This is a genomic window from Pedobacter albus, from assembly GCF_036324255.1.
Taxonomy (GTDB): Bacteria; Bacteroidota; Bacteroidia; order Sphingobacteriales; family Sphingobacteriaceae; genus Pedobacter; species Pedobacter albus.
In genome coordinates, this window is sequence record NZ_JAZDQT010000001.1 from 55308 (window position 1) to 72156 (window position 16849).

At 45.0% G+C, this 16849-nt stretch carries 10 protein-coding genes; 7 read left to right on the plus strand and 3 right to left on the minus strand.

The features are described from left to right. Window positions 1–321 precede the first annotated feature (321 nt). Window positions 322–2532: a RelA/SpoT family protein gene (locus tag VRU48_RS00225; protein ID WP_330105921.1), complete on the minus strand. Its 2211-nt coding sequence runs from the start codon at window positions 2530–2532 to the stop codon at window positions 322–324. Window positions 2533–2642: 110 nt separating this feature from the next. On the opposite strand from VRU48_RS00225, the gene VRU48_RS00230 reads away from it, so the two are divergent. The 3 genes from VRU48_RS00230 (at window position 2643) to bshB1 (ending at window position 4616) form a co-directional block, all read left to right on the plus strand. Next, window positions 2643–3263 (plus strand): DUF4294 domain-containing protein, encoded by a 621-nt coding sequence (locus VRU48_RS00230; protein ID WP_330105922.1) that lies wholly within the window; start codon window positions 2643–2645, stop codon window positions 3261–3263. A 4-nt stretch (window positions 3264–3267) separates the two neighbouring features. Then, window positions 3268–3771 carry a glutathione peroxidase gene (locus VRU48_RS00235; RefSeq protein WP_330105923.1) on the plus strand — a complete coding sequence of 168 codons (504 nt, stop codon included), beginning with the start codon at window positions 3268–3270 and terminating at the stop codon, window positions 3769–3771. Between the two features lie 128 nt (window positions 3772–3899). Beyond that, window positions 3900–4616 (plus strand): bacillithiol biosynthesis deacetylase BshB1, encoded by a 717-nt coding sequence (gene bshB1, locus VRU48_RS00240; RefSeq protein ID WP_330105924.1) that lies wholly within the window; start codon window positions 3900–3902, stop codon window positions 4614–4616. Between the two features lie 66 nt (window positions 4617–4682). On the opposite strand, the gene VRU48_RS00245 is transcribed toward bshB1, so the two are convergent. Further along, complete coding sequence (locus VRU48_RS00245; protein WP_330105925.1) at window positions 4683–6053, minus strand: RagB/SusD family nutrient uptake outer membrane protein; 1371 nt, start codon at window positions 6051–6053, stop codon at window positions 4683–4685. A gap of 19 nt (window positions 6054–6072) precedes the next feature. Beyond that, window positions 6073–9069: a SusC/RagA family TonB-linked outer membrane protein gene (locus VRU48_RS00250; protein WP_330105926.1), complete on the minus strand. Its 2997-nt coding sequence runs from the start codon at window positions 9067–9069 to the stop codon at window positions 6073–6075. A 150-nt stretch (window positions 9070–9219) separates the two neighbouring features. Here VRU48_RS00250 and VRU48_RS00255 point away from each other — a divergent pair, with 150 nt between their 5' ends. The 4 genes from VRU48_RS00255 to VRU48_RS00270 all read left to right on the plus strand — a co-directional run bounded on the left by VRU48_RS00255 (window position 9220) and on the right by VRU48_RS00270 (window position 16846). Then, the gene (locus VRU48_RS00255; RefSeq protein WP_330105927.1) at window positions 9220–10581 is read left to right on the plus strand and encodes an acyl-CoA dehydrogenase family protein; all 1362 of its coding nucleotides are present in this window, start codon (window positions 9220–9222) and stop codon (window positions 10579–10581) included. 932 nt (window positions 10582–11513) lie between these two features. Next, window positions 11514–14492, plus strand: coding sequence for a SusC/RagA family TonB-linked outer membrane protein (locus tag VRU48_RS00260; RefSeq protein ID WP_330105928.1), 2979 nt, complete (start codon window positions 11514–11516; stop codon window positions 14490–14492). Window positions 14493–14596: 104 nt separating this feature from the next. Further along, the gene (locus VRU48_RS00265) at window positions 14597–16147 is read left to right on the plus strand and encodes a RagB/SusD family nutrient uptake outer membrane protein (RefSeq protein ID WP_330105929.1); all 1551 of its coding nucleotides are present in this window, start codon (window positions 14597–14599) and stop codon (window positions 16145–16147) included. Between the two features lie 24 nt (window positions 16148–16171). Next, window positions 16172–16846, plus strand: a complete 675-nt coding sequence (locus VRU48_RS00270) for a hypothetical protein (protein WP_330105930.1) — start codon at window positions 16172–16174, stop codon at window positions 16844–16846. The last annotated feature ends 3 nt before the right edge of the window (window positions 16847–16849 follow it).

Consider the following 16849-nt stretch of genomic DNA (forward strand, 5'->3'; position numbering starts at 1 on the left):
ATTGAGGTTTTTCGAGCCTTTCAGCTTTGGTCTTTAGTCTTTTGCCTTTCGCCCTCTACCTTGATTCCTTCCACCTTCTCCATGAGCCACCCCACCCTTCGTGCACCCCTCCGTTGAGGGGAATTGGGTTTTTCGAGATTTCAGCTCTGGTCTTTAGTCTTTTACCTTTCTCCCTCTGCCTTGATGCCTTCCGCCTTCTGCATGAGCCACCCCGCCTTTCGGGCACCCCTCCGTTGAGGGGAATTGTGATTTCTTGAGCCTTTCAGCTTTGGTCTTTAGTCTTTCGCCTTTCACCCTCGCGCCTTCAGCCTTCCGCCTCCTCTAAGCATCAAACCTCGTTACGCCGGTTACGCCTTTTACTTCCAGCAGGTTTTTGATCAGGTTGTCTAAATGATCGGTATCGTTTACAAAAACCATAATCGAACCATCGAAAATACCATCGTTGGTATCTACCGTAATCGAACGCATGTTCACTTTAAAATCGTTGGAAATTACCTTGGTAATGTTATTGATCAAACCTACGTCGTCAATTCCCACAATGTGTAAACCGGTTAAGAAGGTCAGTTCTTTTTGTCCGTTCCATTTGGCTTTTACAATGCGATAGCCATAATTGGCCATCAGCTGTGCTGCATTCGGACAATTGGTGCGGTGTATTTTGATGCCCTCATTAACGGTTACAAAGCCAAAAACATCGTCGCCAGGAATAGGGTTGCAGCAGGCGGCTAAGGTATAATCTATCTTTTGGAGGTCTTCGCCAATCAGTAAAATATCCGATTCTGGTCCTTTTACCTTGTTCAGCAGGGCTTCTACCTGACGGCCATCAGTTTTGAAATCATTGCCTCTGTTTTCGATCTCCTTCTCGCTGCTTAAATATTCTTTCAGGTCTTTAAGCTCTATTTTGCCATTGGCCACGCCAATAAACAGGTCTTGGGTCGATTGCAGCTTGAAAAAATAGGTCAGCTTGTTCAGGTTGTCGGTATTGTAGGTAATCTTTAGCGATTTCAGTTTCCGCTCTAAAATTTCCTTGCCCGCCTCGGCAACTTTGCGCTTTTCTTCTTTCAGCGACGACTTGATTTTAGACTTGGCTTTGGCCGTTACTACGATATTGAGCCAGTCTTCTTTCGGTACCTGTTTGCCCGAGGTGATGATTTCTACCTGGTCGCCGTTTTGCAGTTTGTGCGAAAGAGGCACCAGCTTATGGTTTACCTTGGCACCGATACATTTGGCGCCCACATCGGTGTGGATTTCGAAGGCAAAATCGAGGGCTGTAGCACCTAATGGCAATTGCAGCAAGGCACCTTTTGGCGTAAAGATGAAAATCTCGTCGGAGAACAAATTCATCTTGAAATCGTCCAAGAAATCGAGGGCATTGGCCTCCGGATTGCTCAGCATTTCCCTTACTTTTTGGATCCATTGGTCAAGTCCGTTGTCGTTGGTCGATTCTTTGTATTTCCAGTGCGCGGCAAAGCCTTTTTCGGCAATTTCGTTCATGCGCTGGGTACGGATTTGTACCTCAACCCATTGGCCTTTTGGCCCCATTACCGTGGTGTGCAGCGATTCGTAGCCATTGCCTTTTGGCGATGATACCCAGTCGCGCAGGCGGTCTGGATTTGGCCTGTAGAGGTCGGTTACAATCGAATAGGCTTTCCAGCAATCTGCTTTTTCGCGTTCAGGCGGACTATCCAAAATAATCCTGATGGCAAAAAGGTCGTACACCTCCTCAAAAGGAATGTTTTTCTTCTTCATCTTGTTCCAAATGGAATGGATAGATTTTGGTCGGCCGTAAACATTGGCCACCAAGCCTTGTTCGGCCAAAATTTCGTTGATCGGTTCTACGAAAGCCTTGATGAACGAGTTCCTTTCGGCCTTTTTCTCGTTCAGCTGGGTGGCAATAAATTTATAGGTGTCTGGCTCCAAATATTTCATGGAGAGGTCTTCCAGCTCCGATTTAATGGCGTATAAACCCAAGCGATGGGCCAGGGGGGCGTAGAGGTAAATGGTTTCCGAGGCAATTTTCAGCTGTTTGTGCCTTGGCATAAAATCCATCGTGCGCATGTTATGCAGGCGGTCGGCCAGCTTGATCAAAATCACCCTTACATCGTCGGCCAGGGTAAGCAGCATTTTCCTGAAATTTTCGGCCTGCAAGGAGCTGTTGTAGTCGAAAACACCAGATATTTTAGTCAGTCCATCAATAATCTTGGCGGTTTTTTTGCCAAACTCGCGCTCAATATCGTCGAGGGTAATGTCGGTATCTTCCACCACATCGTGTAGCAACGCACATACAATGGAAGTAGTGCCCAGCCCGATTTCTTCGGCGGCAATCTGCGCCACGGCAATAGGGTGGTAGATGTAAGGCTCGCCAGATTTGCGGCGCATGTCTTTATGGCTGTCGAGGGCCATTTCAAATGCCTTGCGTATTTCTTTCTTGTCGCCCTTTTGTAAAGTTGATTTCGAAGCACGCAAAAGGGCACGATACCGCTTGAGGATTTCCTGTTTTTCTGCCTCTAAATCAATTACTAAAGTGTTCTTCATTTGTATTTTCTAGGTAAAATTATCGTATTTTAAGCTATAAAAGATTATATTCGATTATCGTTGAAACGAATATATAAAATTAGCTTTAACTTTGTACTAGGCATAAATTTATGAAATATTCACGTCTTTTTATTCTGATTATTGTCATGTTTCTTGGCACGGCCGTGAAGGCCCAGGAAGCAGGAACGCCTCCAATTTGGCCAAAATTGGGTAAAAACGACACCATCCGCGTAGCGGCTACCAACGATAACGGCTACATGATACCTTGGATTGGCCTGCAGGAAGTAGTAATTTATGGCCAGCGCATTTGGAAGTCGGCGGCCGACCAAGCAGCCTACAACCGGTTAAAATACAACGTTTTAAAAGTAATGCCTTATGCCCTGTTTGCCAAGCGCCGCTACGAGCAACTGGAACGCGATTTGGCTACAGTTGCCGACAAAAAGGAGCAGAAACGATTGGTTAAAGAATGCGATGCCGAAATTAAGCGGATGTTCAATACCGAAATCAAGGAACTGACGATTACCCAGGGACAGATCCTCACCAAACTGATTGACCGCGAAGTGGGGCGTACCACTTTCGACATTGTGAAGCAAACTAAAGGGGGCTTTGCGGCGTTTTCTTATCAGTTGATCGCAAGAGTGGTTGGCCATAATCTAAAAAGTACCTACGATGCTTCGGTAGACCGGGATATTGAGTCGATTATTGTCAGCTCGGGCTATTACCAAAATTAAATCCATGAATCCTGACCAAACCATATACCCATTTAAAGTGAAGCTGCTAAATGGGACCGAAAAAACATTAGCAGATTATAAAGGAAAAGTATTGATGGTGGTTAACACCGCTTCGGGTTGCGGCTTTACGCCACAGCTTAAAGAACTCCAAGAACTGCGTGAAGCCTACCAAGACAAAGGCTTTGAGGTTTTGGGTTTTCCATCAAACGATTTCGGGAAGCAAGAACCGCTAGACGGCAGCGCCATTGGCGAGTTTTGCGAAGTCAACTATGGCGTTCAGTTTCCGATTTTCGAAAAAATTATGGTAAGAGGGAGCCATGCGCATCCTTTGTTCAAGTTTTTGAGCGATAAAAAGCTGAATGGCAATCTGAGTTCTACACCCAAGTGGAATTTCCATAAATACCTCATCGACAAAAATGGTAAAGTGGTTGATTATTTTTATTCCTTTACCAAGCCGAACGCTTCGAAGGTGAAAAAGAAAATCCAGCGCCTGTTGGAAGAGAAATGATTGGGGGAGAGTGATTGAATGAAAGAATGATTGAATGACTGAATGATTCAATGAAGGAATGAGGGGAGGATTGAATTGAGAGAATTGCATTCACACCTTTAAAATCCAATCCGTCAAAACTATAAAATATGAAGTTAGATATACTTGTTTTTGCCGTGCATCCCGATGATGCGGAATTAGGCTGTTCTGGAACAATTTTAAAACATATTGCCTTGGGCAAGAAAGTGGGTATTGTTGATTTTACCCGTGGCGAGCTGGGTACCCGTGGCTCGGCCGAAATACGTGATGAAGAAGCCGCTGAATCGGCTAAAATACTGGGATTGCATGCCCGGGAAAATCTTAGGCTAAAAGACGGCTTTTTCAAGAACGACGAAGCCCACCAGCTGGAAGTGATTAAAATGGTACGCAAATACCAACCCGAAATTATCCTGACCAATGCCTTGCACGATCGTCATCCAGACCATGGAAGGGCGGGAGATTTGGCCAACGATGCCATATTTTTGTCGGGCTTAAGGCGGATTGAAACCACACTTGATGGGCAAAAGCAGGAGCCTTGGCGTCCTAGATTGGTATTGCAGTACATACAAGACCGCTACATCGAGCCTGATATCCTGGTTGATATTACCGAGGTGATGGAGCAAAAAATTGCTTCGATCAGGGCGTTTAAAACCCAATTTGATAGTCCGGATAACAGCGAGCCTCAAACCTATATCTCGTCGCCCGAGTTTTTGGAGGCCGTCATTTCGCGGGCCCGCGAGTTTGGCAAAAGTATTGGCGCCACCTATGCCGAAGGCTTTACCTCGAGAAAACTGTTGGGCGTAACCAACCTTTTTGAATTAAAATAGAATACTTCCTTAACAAAAAGGCCCGATCTGCATTGCAAATCGGGCCTTTTTGGTGTTGTTAAGCTGTTAGTAGCCTGGATTTTGTACTAAGCCTTTGTTGGCGCTCATTTCGCGATCTGGAATTGGGAAAACCAATTTGGGACTGTTGTAAGGAAATGCGCCGATTGAACGTTTGGTACGTTTGTAATCGTGTAGCCTAAAGCCTTCGAAAGCCAGCTCTTTGTCGCGTTCGGTTAAAATAATGTCTAACGTAGGCACAATGGTTCCTAATCCTGCTCTAGCCCTTAAGGCATTGATATCGTCGGCAGGCGTAGCGCCAACTGAGGTGCCTAACCTAAAATTGGTTTCGGCGCGGACCAGGTATTGTTCTGTAATTCTGCATACCGGTATGTTGTCAAAGAAGTTGTACCATTTTCTGGTAAACAAGCCCGATTTTGCACCATTGCCATCGTAAATCATATCGGTTCTACGCTTGTCGGTGGTGCTGTACGAATTGTAAAAAGTGGTGTTGATGCTGGCATCTCCACGGCCAACCTTACCGCCAGTCGAGTTCAGGTAGCTCGAATAGAAAGTAGCCAAACCATCATTTGCCGAACCTGCATTACTTTGGTCGTTTTGCTGGATTTCGAAAATGCCCTCGTTAGAGTTTTTTACCCTAAAAGGAGTTTCCAGCGAAGCGGTAATCAGGCTGTACGGGCCATTAGTGATGATGTCGTTTGACAAGTCGCGGGCCAACTGGAATTTGCCTTCCTGCAAATAAACCCTCGCCAAAAATGCCATGGCGGCGTATTTGTCGTCTACCGCGCTTAATTTGGTGATAGCGGTTTTTAAATCGTTTTCAACGGCAGTATACACATCGGCTACGGTGCTGCGCGGAATGTTTTTAATCACATCGTCGGTTGTTTTGATGGCCTTGGTCATAATAGGCACGCCAAGATTGGTGTTAGGCGTAGTCGGATCATACGGCAAAGCCCATAGTCTTACCAATTCAAAGTGCATAATGCCACGGATAAACAGGGCCTTGCCTTCGATTACATTTTTGGTATTGGCATCGGTTACTACATTTAGGGCGCTAAGTACCGTGTTGGCCACATTAATGGCTTTATAGGCAGAATTCCAGGTACGGCCCACATCGGCATTCGTTGAAATGATCGATTTGTTAGAGATGTCCCTGTAAGTACTGAAAGAACCAGTCCAGTTCAGGTAACCGTCGTTTGCATAAAGATCGGGGATAAAAACAAGGTTGGTTCCGTATAAATCGCCGGTGGCCAGTACCGTATAGGCGCCTATCAGTGCATTTTGCACGTCGGCCGTGGTACTGAGGGCCACATCAGAAGAAATAGACTGCTTAGGCTGTATATCTAGTTCTTTTTTGCAGGACGTGATGCCTAGTAGGAACAGGCCTGCAATCAATATATTTTTATTAAAGCTTTTCATAATTCTAGTTTTTCATCAATTAAAATCCAACATTTAAACCAAAAGTAATGGTGCGTGCCTGAGGCGGGGTATAGAAATCGTGCCCAAGCTGTACGCTGCCCGCAAAAGTGGTATTGATCTCTGGATCGTAGCCGGTATAATGAGTGATGGTAAATGGATTTAAAGCAGAAACATATACCCTGAGGTTCTGCATTTTATATTTCTTTATAAAAGCCTTAGGTACGTTGTAGCCCAAAATGATGTTTTTTACCCTCAGGTATGAACCTGATTGTACATATCGCGAAGATGGCCTGGTACCGTTTGATTCGCCGAAGCGAGGCTGCGGGATGGAGGTAATCTGTCCAGGGGTTCTCCAGTAGTCCATTTGATCAACGGTTTGGTTATCGAAATAATCGCCGTTTGCCGATTGGAAACCGCCTGCTGCGTTATACAGATCGTTGCCATACACAAACTGGGTTTGGATATCGAGGTCGAAGTTTTTGTAAGAGAACCTGTTGCCAAATCCGCCAAAGAACTTCGGATTAGGATCGCCGATTTTTTGGTTTTGGGCTGCGCTGTAGTCATTGGTGGTGGCGGTGCGACTGGCATCTACGTAGTAAAGCGCATCGCCATTGGCAGGATCAACTCCGGCATAAGCCTTGCCATAGAAATAGCCAAACGGCTCGCCTTCCGAAATTCGGCCCAAATACCTGCCGCCTGGAAAAATAGGCTGGCCAGCCAATCGGGTAATCTTGTTCCTGTTGAACGAAATGTTAAAAGAGGTTGACCATTTAAACTCGCCAACAAAGTTTTTGCTGTTGAGGGAAATTTCCAAGCCTTTGTTTTCCAAGTCGCCAACGTTTTGGGTAATCGAAGTAAAGCCGTTGGTGGCCGGAATAGGTACGTTTAGCAAGAGGTCGGTGGTTTTTTTCTTGTACACCTCGAATGAACCGCTTAAACGGTCGGCAAACAAGCCAAAGTCTAAGCCAAAGTTAAGGTCGGAAGTATTTTCCCAGGTCAGGTTAGGGTCGCCCAGCTGGTTAGGTAATGTGCCCGCCACACCGGCATAATTTACGCCTCCATATAAAGTACGCGAAGCAAAGTTGCCGATTTCGGCATTACCGGTTAAACCGTAGCTGGCTCTCAGTTTCAACATCGAGATCCATTTGGCGCCTTTCATAAAATCTTCTTCATTCATGATCCAACCCAAAGAGCCGGCAGGGAAAGTTCCGTATCTTTTGTTGCTGCCGAACCTAGAAGAACCGTCGGTTCTGATGGAAGCACCAACCAAGTATTTTCCTTTGTATTTGTAGTTGGCCCTAGCCAGGTAAGAAACAAAAGTATAGGCCGTTTCGAAAGAACTACCGGCCGATATTTTAGCTGCACTGGCAATTTTTTCAAAACGATCAGAAGGGAATCCGGTACCGGTAACTGTTCCGTACCTGAATTTGGTATCTTGGAAAGTAAAACCAACCAAGGCATTCAGGCTGTGGTCTTCATTAAATGCCTTGTTATAGCTCAGGGTATTATTGGTGTTAAAGTTGATGGATTTGGCCAGATAATTATAGCTATAGCCTGCGGTACTGCCACCGTCTTGGGTTTTGGCACCAAGATACTGCTCTTCTTCCAGGTTGTTGAAATCGAAGCCGTACTCGCTTTTGAACACCAAATCGGGGGTGATTTTTAAGCCGGCATAAGCGGTAGCCAATGTTCTGTAGGTAGTTGACAAGTTGCTGCCGTTTACCTGATCTATCAAGCCGTTATAATATACGGTGTTGTTGTTCAGCTCGCCAGTAGCTGGATCGTAGATCGGCTGGATAGGAGGCAGGGCATTCAACTGCAAGGGGTTAGAGAAGAGGTTGTCATTCGATACCCTGTTATTGTCGGTTTTCGAAATGTTGATGCTGCCGCCCAAGTCGAGTATTTTAAAGGCTGTATGGTCTATGGTAACCCGGCCACCTGTACGTACAAAGCGGTTGCCGATAATAATACCATCGTTGTTGTTGTAGTTGCCCGATACCATAAAACGGGTTTTGGCATCGCCGCCGCTTACATTGATATTGTACTGCTGGTTGTGGCCACGCCTAAAGGCCGCATTGGCCCAATCGGCATCATAATTGGTATCCCAATCGTTTACGGCATTGTTGTCGCCCCAAAATTCGGAAGCATTGGCATAACCATCATAGCCTACGTTTTTGAGCGATTCTTCAAGCAGTTGCCTATATTGTGCCGCATTGAGGAACTTGCCTTTTTTGGTGGGGTCGCTAAACCCTGCAAAATAGCTCAGATCTACCTTGGTTTCACCTGCTTTCCCCTTTTTGGTGGTAATGATCACTACCCCATTAGATGCCCTGGCTCCATAAATGGCCGAAGCGTAAGCATCTTTCAGTACCTCCATCGATTCGATATCGTCTGGATTGATGGCCGCCAAAGGATTGTCGGGTTCGGTATAGCTGCCCAAGGCATCGGTTACCACTGGTACACCATCTATTACAAACAGAGGTTGGTTGTTGGCCGAAATAGACGAAATACCACGCACACGGATTTGCAGGGCCTGACCCAGCTTACCGCTGCTCGAGTTTACGAAAACGCCAGGCGCATTTCCCTGTAGCGCACTTTCGATGGTGGTTAAAGGTTTGTCTTTGATGTCGGCTACGCCAAGCTTGGCAATAGAGCCGATTACATCTCTTCGGTTTTGCGTACCGTAGCCTACTACGACCACTTCGCTAAGATCGGAAGCCTTTTCTCTTAAAGCAACATTCATGGTATTTGACGACCCGATAGGTTCTTCTTGGTCGGTAAATCCCAGATATTTGAATACCAAAAATTTTGCATCGGCATTTACCGAGATGCTGAAGTTTCCGTTGACGTCAGTCTGAACGCTTTGCGCGCTGCCTTTTACCGATACAGTTACCCCGGGAATTGGGTTTTTATCGTTATCGCTGGTTACCTTACCGGTAATGGTTCGGTTTTGGGCCATGGCAATACTGCTCAGACTGCAGATGATTGCACACAGCAACAGTAGTCTTTTTTTCATAAAGGTTCAAGTTTTTAGTTGATGATTCCATATAGTTTAGTTATACAATTTACAAAAAAGTAGTGACAAGAATGTTACACTTGTTAAAATGAAAAGAAATTGAACAACAAAAAGGGGTGAAATCTGTTATCCATCTTAAAACCCCTTGTTATGTCCAATTTTTTCTCTTCCGTAAAAAACGCCTACAAACTTTTCAAATCTGTAGATTTTGACCAGCTTAATGCCCTGTCAAAAAAGGTGAATTTGGCACAAATGCTCGAAGCTGCCGGAAACCTGAACGAAGAACAATGGCAGGGATTGATGAAATTAATGTCGACCCAAAGCAAAAAGAAACCTTTGCCAGCCATAGAAGGCGATTTTTACCATTTGGGAGATGAAGCGCTCAAAGATTCAGACCGGGCTTTGCAGTTGGAGGTACGCGCTTTTTTAGAAAAGGAAGTAAAGCCGCTGGTCAACCAATATTGGCTCAAGGCCGAGTTTCCTTTTGAGCTGATCCCGAAAATAGCCACCTTGAATATCTGCGGACTCACTTACAAGGGTTATGGCTGTGCCGGTAAGTCCAACTTGATGGAAGGTATTTTAGCCATGGAAATGGCTAGGGTTGATACTTCGATGTCTACTTTTTTTGGCGTGCAAAGTGGCTTGAGCATGGGCTCTATCTATTTGCTGGGCTCTGAGGCACAGAAACAGGAATGGTTGCCCGATATGCAGCAGTTCAAAAAAATAGGCGCTTTTGGCCTTACCGAGCCCGAAGTAGGTTCGGGCGCTGCCGGAGGCTTGGGCACTACGGCTAAGCGACAGGGCGATAAATGGCTATTGAACGGCCAAAAGAAATGGATAGGCAATGCTACGTTTGCCGATGTAACCATCATCTGGGCCAAAGATTTAGACGACCATCAGGTGAAAGGCTTTTTGGTACGAAAAGGAGCCCCAGGTTTTACCGTAGAAAAAATAATGGATAAAATGGCCTTGCGCATTGTGCAGAACGGCCTGATTACTTTAACCAACTGCGAAGTAGACGAAGCAGACCGCCTGCAAAATGCCAATTCGTTTAAAGATACGGCCAAGGTGCTGCAAATGACCAGGGCAGGAGTGGCCTGGCAGGCGGTAGGTTGTGCCCGTGGCGCTTATGAGGCCGCTTTGGCCTACACGCAAAAACGCAAACAGTTTGGACGGCCCATAGCCTCCTTTCAATTGATTCAAAACCACCTGGTCGAGATGCTTTCGAACCTAACAGCCATGCAAACGCTGTGTTTCCGCTTGTCGCAGCTGCAAGATCAGGGGATGCTGACCGATGAGCACGCTTCGTTGGCCAAGGTTTTCTGTTCGATGCGTACCCGCGATATCGTGAGCCGGGCGCGGGAAGTAATGGGAGGCAACGGAATTTTGCTGGAACATGATGTGGCCAGGTTTGTGGCCGATGCCGAAGCCATTTATTCGTACGAGGGCACCAAAGAAATCAATACATTGATTGTAGGCCGGGCCATTACCGGTTTTTCTGCATTTGTTTAGTCCATGAAAAGCACTGTAAATTGATAGAGCGTTGCTAGCTAACCTTCCTGAATGCCAAATTGTGAAATTTAAGGCCTTTTGGCATGGGTAAAATTACGATTGGCGCCTGCTCCATGTTTTTTCAGCATTTCTTCTTTCTTAATAAATTTCGTTCAGCGATTTTTTTCAATCCTAATTTTCGTAATCCGATTGCGCTAGGGTACATAAAACGTTTTAATAGTTTTATTTAAAAGAATATTAATTGTTGTTTGTTGTCGGTTGTGCAAACATTTAGGGGGATAAAAATAGATGTTCAGCATAAAATTTGGCTCAAATATACATTTTAAGGGTATTTGACAAACGTTTGCGTTAACTGAATGATTAATTCCATTTCCTTTTAACTAATTAGGACTGTTTTATTTTCTCAAACAGAAAGGCTACACCGGCGAAAAAAACACAGTTGCTAAACAAGGTCTGCAAAAAATGCAATGACTGGTCATTGTCAAAAAATCGAACATATTTTTCTGCTTTTCCTACTAAGTTGTTCAGTGCCAATGTGGTAAAAAGGCAAGGGCTTGGCCTGCACTGCTGAAGCTATTTTAGCTAAAACCGAATAAATATTAACAAACGTTTGCGTAGTGTATGATGAACACAAAATTGTTTTTAATAAACAAATTGCATTATCAAACGAAAGTAAAATAACTGTCGATTAAATATAAAATAACAGTTGATGCACTTCCGATTGAGAGCAGTACTACAAACCAACCAACCAACAACCAACCAACTTAAACCAACCAATATGAAGAGAAATCTACTTTCCCGCCTTGTGCGCCTTTTGATTATACAACCTCGGTTGAGGCCCGTGTATAATTTCCAGCTCCTGTAGCCGTACCAACCTTAAAAGAGCTACTGGTTCTTTTTGATTACGATCCACTTATTAACCAACAATAAAAATGACTAAAATTTTTACGTGCATTTGCTGTTTCTTTTTAGTAGCTGTTTTTGGACCGAAGTCTGTACGCGCCAATCGTTCAGATGACCGCGTTGCCAAGGCATATTTTGCTTTCCAACAAGATACGTCCAAAAAGGTAAAAGCTACCTATTCGTCAACAGCCGATACCATCGGCCAAATGATCAGAACTTTACAGAAGTTCAAAACCAACCGCGACACCATCAATGTGCGCTCGTCGGCACCGGTTCCGAATCTGTCCCTGCAACAGATTATCAAAGGAAACCTTGCCGGCGTATACGTACAAGAGCCAAACGGCGAGCCGGGAACCGAACAAAGTATGATTGTTCAGGGTGCCTCTGGTCTTTTGTTCTCTAAAAAAGACATTTATGCCTTGCAACCAGCTGTCTATTTAAATGGCGTGCCATTGGTTCAAGACAATCCTTTTGCATTCGATATCCAAAAATACGATTACAATAGGGTTGGACCGGCTACCAACCTGCTTTCACAAGTGAGCATTGACAACATTCAATCGATTGTTGTGGTAAAAGACCCTTATGAATTGGCCAAATTGGGTCCGAATGCCGCAAACGGTGCTATTTATATTACAACCAAGAATGCCAGGGCTGGAGTTAGGGACATCAGCCTCAATTCTTATTTTGGTTATGTAGCCGCACCAAAAGTAAATACCGTGAACGGCGTTTACGAAAACAACTTCAGAAAACCGTTTTATCAGAAATATGCCACAGCCAGCAATTATGCCAGCTACGCTTCTTATTTGAGGGATTCGACCAACACGGCTTACTACGGCCCTTCTAACTGGAACGACCTTTATTATCAAAGTACGCCTACCTTTTCGGCCGATTTGGGAATTACCGGTGGCAGCGACCGTGCCAACTTCAGGTTTTTTGGCTCGGGTACTAAAAATGCGGGCAATGCCGACGATACCAACATCGACAGGTACAACTTGTTTTTTGGCATCAACATGGCTCCGTATAAATGGCTTACCGTATCAAGTACGGTAAATACCGCCCGTTTAGACCGCAACAGGAACAAAAGCTTAAGAGATCGTTTTGCAGAAACCAGATACATTCCCGATTTGAGCAGTCCGCTTTCGCCAAATGCTTCTATCTATTCGGGTTATTTGCAGGAAAGTGCACGCAACGTTGACGACAACCGCTCTAACATTTTAAATGGCAACCTGAGCCTGAGCGCAAAAATCAACAAAATTGTAATTTCTACCAGCTTGGCTTTCGATTATAACGAAGGCATCCGCGATTATTTTACACCATCTACCTTAATGGACGGCGTAAGTTACGTGTCTAACTATTTTGGTTACAGCCAACGTTTGTTGCTCAACAACTTTGCTACTTATAAATACGAGATCAATGCTAAACATACCATCGATTTCGAAATCGGACAGAGCTTTCAGGGCGATACCTATAAATACAACTATGCCAGGGCCTACAACGGACCAAACGACTATGTAAAATTGAACATTGTAGATGGTAACGCTGGCAGCGGCGATTATTTAAATACCTTAGACGCCAATGGCTTTTATGTATTCAGGTATATCGATAAGGAAAGAAACAACCTGTTTTCTTTATATGCTTCGGCAAAATACAAATACAAGGATCTCTTAACCCTAAGTGCCTTGGTGAGAAGAGATGGCTCTTCTAACGGACAGCCTAACAGCAGATGGGTAACTACTCCGGCCTTTAATGCCGATTGGAACCTGAAAGAGCAGTTTTTGAAAGGCAATAGCATTTTTGACAAATTGCATGTAAGCGCAGGCTGGGGCCGTACGTTGCGCATTTTCCAAGACGACCGCTTTGCTGCCGGTCCACAATACCGCTCGGAAAACGGCTGGTTCGAAGAGCCGACCATTCCTGGCTACGGTGGCCGTTTAGGGATCAACAGACCTTACGACAGTGGCTTTATCGGCTACAACATCAGCCTTCCTTATGCAGAGCGAACCAATCTGACTATTGATGCAACCACCCTCAAAGGCAGGTTAAACGCGGCGCTTACCTTGTATAACCGCAATGATAAAAACCAGGTTATCGGAATGCCGGTGCCACTTGAAACCGGTTACAGTGCCAACTACCAATCGGGTATGGACATCAATAACAAAGGTGTAGAGCTTTTGGTAAATGGCGTGGTCATCGATAAGCCAAAATCGCTAAGCTGGAGCACTGGCATCAACATCAACTATAACCGTAACGAACTGACCGCATTGCCTAACGGTGTAAAAGAGCTGATTTATAACAACGACAATAAATTGGTAGTGGGCAAACCGGTAGGCAGCTATTGGCTATACACCAACAACGGCATTTACAATACCAATGCCGAAGTTCCGGCCGGAATGACTTTTAACGGTATTCCGATGAAAGCCGGCGATCCGAAATGGGTTGACTACAACGGCGATAACAAAATAGACAGCAAGGACAAAATATTGACCGGAAACAGACAGCCGAAATTTGTTGGCGGATGGAACAATACCTTGAGCTATAAAAACTTCGACCTGAATTTCAATTTCATCTTTGCCTTGGGCCAAAAATCGATTAATCAGTATGAAGCCACCAAATATGGTTTCGTAAACCGCGAAGCTGGCAACGACATCAACTCGGTAAAAGAGGTTTCGTCGTGGCAGACATTCAGCAATGAAAAATCGTACCCGATTTATAATCCTTGGAGCGATGTAGATGCCTACCGTACCGATCAGGATTTGTTTTTGGAGAATTCTTCATACCTCAAACTAAGGTCGATAACCCTGGGCTACGATTTTGGCAAAACGGTGCTCTTTAACAATAATGGCAAGGGCGTGAGAAGAGCTTATCTCTATGCTACGGCAATGAATTTATTTACCATCACCAAGTTTACCGGCGTTGATCCAGAACTGGTTAACTACAACGGCTACTACGATGGTGCCAATCTAACCATTCCAAGAACATTTGTACTGGGCTTTAAATTGGATTTGTAAAAATAGGAGGCGTTGCGATGGCTTCATCGGCGCTGCAAAAAAATAATAAACAGATGAAAAATATGATCAATAAAAGGAACGGTTTTTATCAAATCTCTATTGGAATGATGTTATTCCTTATTGGTTTGGGCAATTTCTCCTGTAAGAAGATTGACGATGTACAGTCGACCAGGCTGGCCACCGAAGAAACCAATTGGAAAACCTTAGAAGATGCCAAGGCCAACTTGCTGTCGGTTTACGGTTTGATCCGTTCGGCCACTGTGTCTGACAATACGCACTGGCTGATGGGCGATTTGAGGCAAGGCGATTTTGCCATTACCAATCGTGCCGATTTAAAGGCCATTGTAAACGGTCAGCTGAATGCTTCTTATCCGGTAATGAACAGGATTACCAACTGGAGAAGGTTTTATGCAGCCATCAATGCCGCTAGCTTGTTCATTGAGCGCTCAAAAGAAATCTTGGCACTCGATCCGCGATATACGCAACTGAACAACAACGTAGATGTGGCCCAAGCCCGAATGATCAGGGCCTTTGCCTACTTCTATATGGTAAGGATCTGGGGCGATGTGCCTTTGCTTACTTCATCGCACGATGGCGAGTTTGTGAAGGTGGCCAGAACATCAAAAGATAAAGTATTGGCTTTTTGTACCAACGAATTGTTGGCGGCTGCACAAGTGGTGCCATTCAGGTATGGCGGTACCGATCCGATTATGCCGGGTTTATATTATGGTGCCAACTGGCCAAGCTGGAACGGTATTGTGTTTACCCGTTTGTCGGCCTACATTATTTTGGCTCACATTGCCGCTTGGCAAGGCAACTATATCGATGCCGCCAACTATTCGAAATTTGTGCTTGACAACCAGTCGACCCAGTATTTTGTGGATGGTGCCAACCCGCTCGACTACATCGATATGGCGGCCTTAACCGAAAACCAGAACAACTATAGTCCGTTTGCCTACAAGAGGGCAACGCTGATGGTAGGTTTCCCATTCGAAGCTGGTAACGGATTATCGACCTCAAACGGCCATATTGAACAGCTTACTTTGGCTGCGCCATATATTCCGAAAGTACAGCCAGAAATGTTTGTGCCTAAAGACAGCATCCTTAAAATATTTACCGATCCGAAAGACCTTCGTTTCAGCATTGACCCAATCAGTGGGCTGTATCGGAAAAACTATTTCACCAATTTCGAATCAGAGCAGCCTGTTTTCAGCAAAATCAAGGTTATCTACCCAAGCAATACTGCAGGAAATGTAACCTTGTTCAGCTCGTCGATGGTGTTTAGCCGTATGGAAGAAATCACCTTGCTAAGGGCCGAAGCGCTAGCCGTATTGGGGCAACGTGAAGCGGCCATCAACGCATTGAACAAAGCGGCCAACTTAAGAGGCCCGATCGTTTACTTGTCGGCTTCTTCTAAAGACCTGATCGATGCCATTTTCGAAGAGCGCAGAAGAGAATTGATGGGCGAGGGCTGGAGATGGTACGACATTGTAAGGTACAACAGGATCAAAAACAGCAACGGCGTTTTTGCAACCAAGAACGGCGTACCGATGAGCTTTAAGCAATTCGAAGCTGCTGGTGGCATCTACTGGCCGGTATCGCAAGATGTAATCAATGCCAACTCGTTGATTACCCAAAATCCTTATTGGCAATAGTTAACAGATTAAAAGAGATATCAGATGAGAAATACATTATATAGAAATTGCGCATTTGTTCTTTTAGGACTGTGCAGCCTGTACATGAGCGCCTGCAAGAAAAGCGAATCGGAATATTACAACTATAAAAATACCGTTCAAACCTTCAATGGTTCGGCACTCGATTACCTTAAATCGCAGCCCAACACCTTCGATTCGTTGCTGCTGGTTTTGAACCGTATTCCGGTGTTGAGAGATTCTGTGGCCAGCGGCAAGGTTACCTTGTTTGCGCCGGTAAACAAAAACTTTGAAGCCTCTATCAAATACCTGAATATGCAACGCAAGGCAGAGGGTAGGCCACCGATTTATTTGAGCACGGCCGATATTAACGAATTGGGCTTCATGACCTGCAAATACATCATCAGGGGCAACCGAACCACCGATGCCTTTGCCAGCAGCGTAGATGGCTTGCTGCTCAACTCGATCATCATCAACTACCCGATGCAGATCAGGTATGTAAGGTTGAGCGCTTCGGGCTATCAGGGCGGCGGACCAGCTGTACTTAATTTCAGCGACACACACGGTTCTAACTTCGAGGATTTCTGGACCACGACCACCACCAATGCCGTAAATATCAAAACCAACAATGCAACGATCAACATTCTTTCGCCGCTGCACAACTTTGGTTTTAGCGAATTCACAGACAGATTAGACCAATAGCTT

Excerpts from the sequence above, each read along its gene's own strand:
- VRU48_RS00225 (WP_330105921.1), bottom strand. The coding sequence starts at position 2,532 with ATGAAGAACACTTTAGTAATTGATTTAGAGGCAGAAAAACAGGAAATC.
- VRU48_RS00230 (WP_330105922.1), top strand. The coding sequence starts at position 2,643 with ATGAAATATTCACGTCTTTTTATTCTGATTATTGTCATGTTTCTTGGC.
- VRU48_RS00235 (WP_330105923.1), top strand. The coding sequence starts at position 3,268 with ATGAATCCTGACCAAACCATATACCCATTTAAAGTGAAGCTGCTAAAT.
- bshB1 (WP_330105924.1), top strand. The coding sequence starts at position 3,900 with ATGAAGTTAGATATACTTGTTTTTGCCGTGCATCCCGATGATGCGGAA.
- VRU48_RS00245 (WP_330105925.1), bottom strand. The coding sequence starts at position 6,053 with ATGAAAAGCTTTAATAAAAATATATTGATTGCAGGCCTGTTCCTACTA.
- VRU48_RS00250 (WP_330105926.1), bottom strand. The coding sequence starts at position 9,069 with ATGAAAAAAAGACTACTGTTGCTGTGTGCAATCATCTGCAGTCTGAGC.
- VRU48_RS00255 (WP_330105927.1), top strand. The coding sequence starts at position 9,220 with ATGTCCAATTTTTTCTCTTCCGTAAAAAACGCCTACAAACTTTTCAAA.
- VRU48_RS00260 (WP_330105928.1), top strand. The coding sequence starts at position 11,514 with ATGACTAAAATTTTTACGTGCATTTGCTGTTTCTTTTTAGTAGCTGTT.
- VRU48_RS00265 (WP_330105929.1), top strand. The coding sequence starts at position 14,597 with ATGATGTTATTCCTTATTGGTTTGGGCAATTTCTCCTGTAAGAAGATT.
- VRU48_RS00270 (WP_330105930.1), top strand. The coding sequence starts at position 16,172 with ATGAGAAATACATTATATAGAAATTGCGCATTTGTTCTTTTAGGACTG.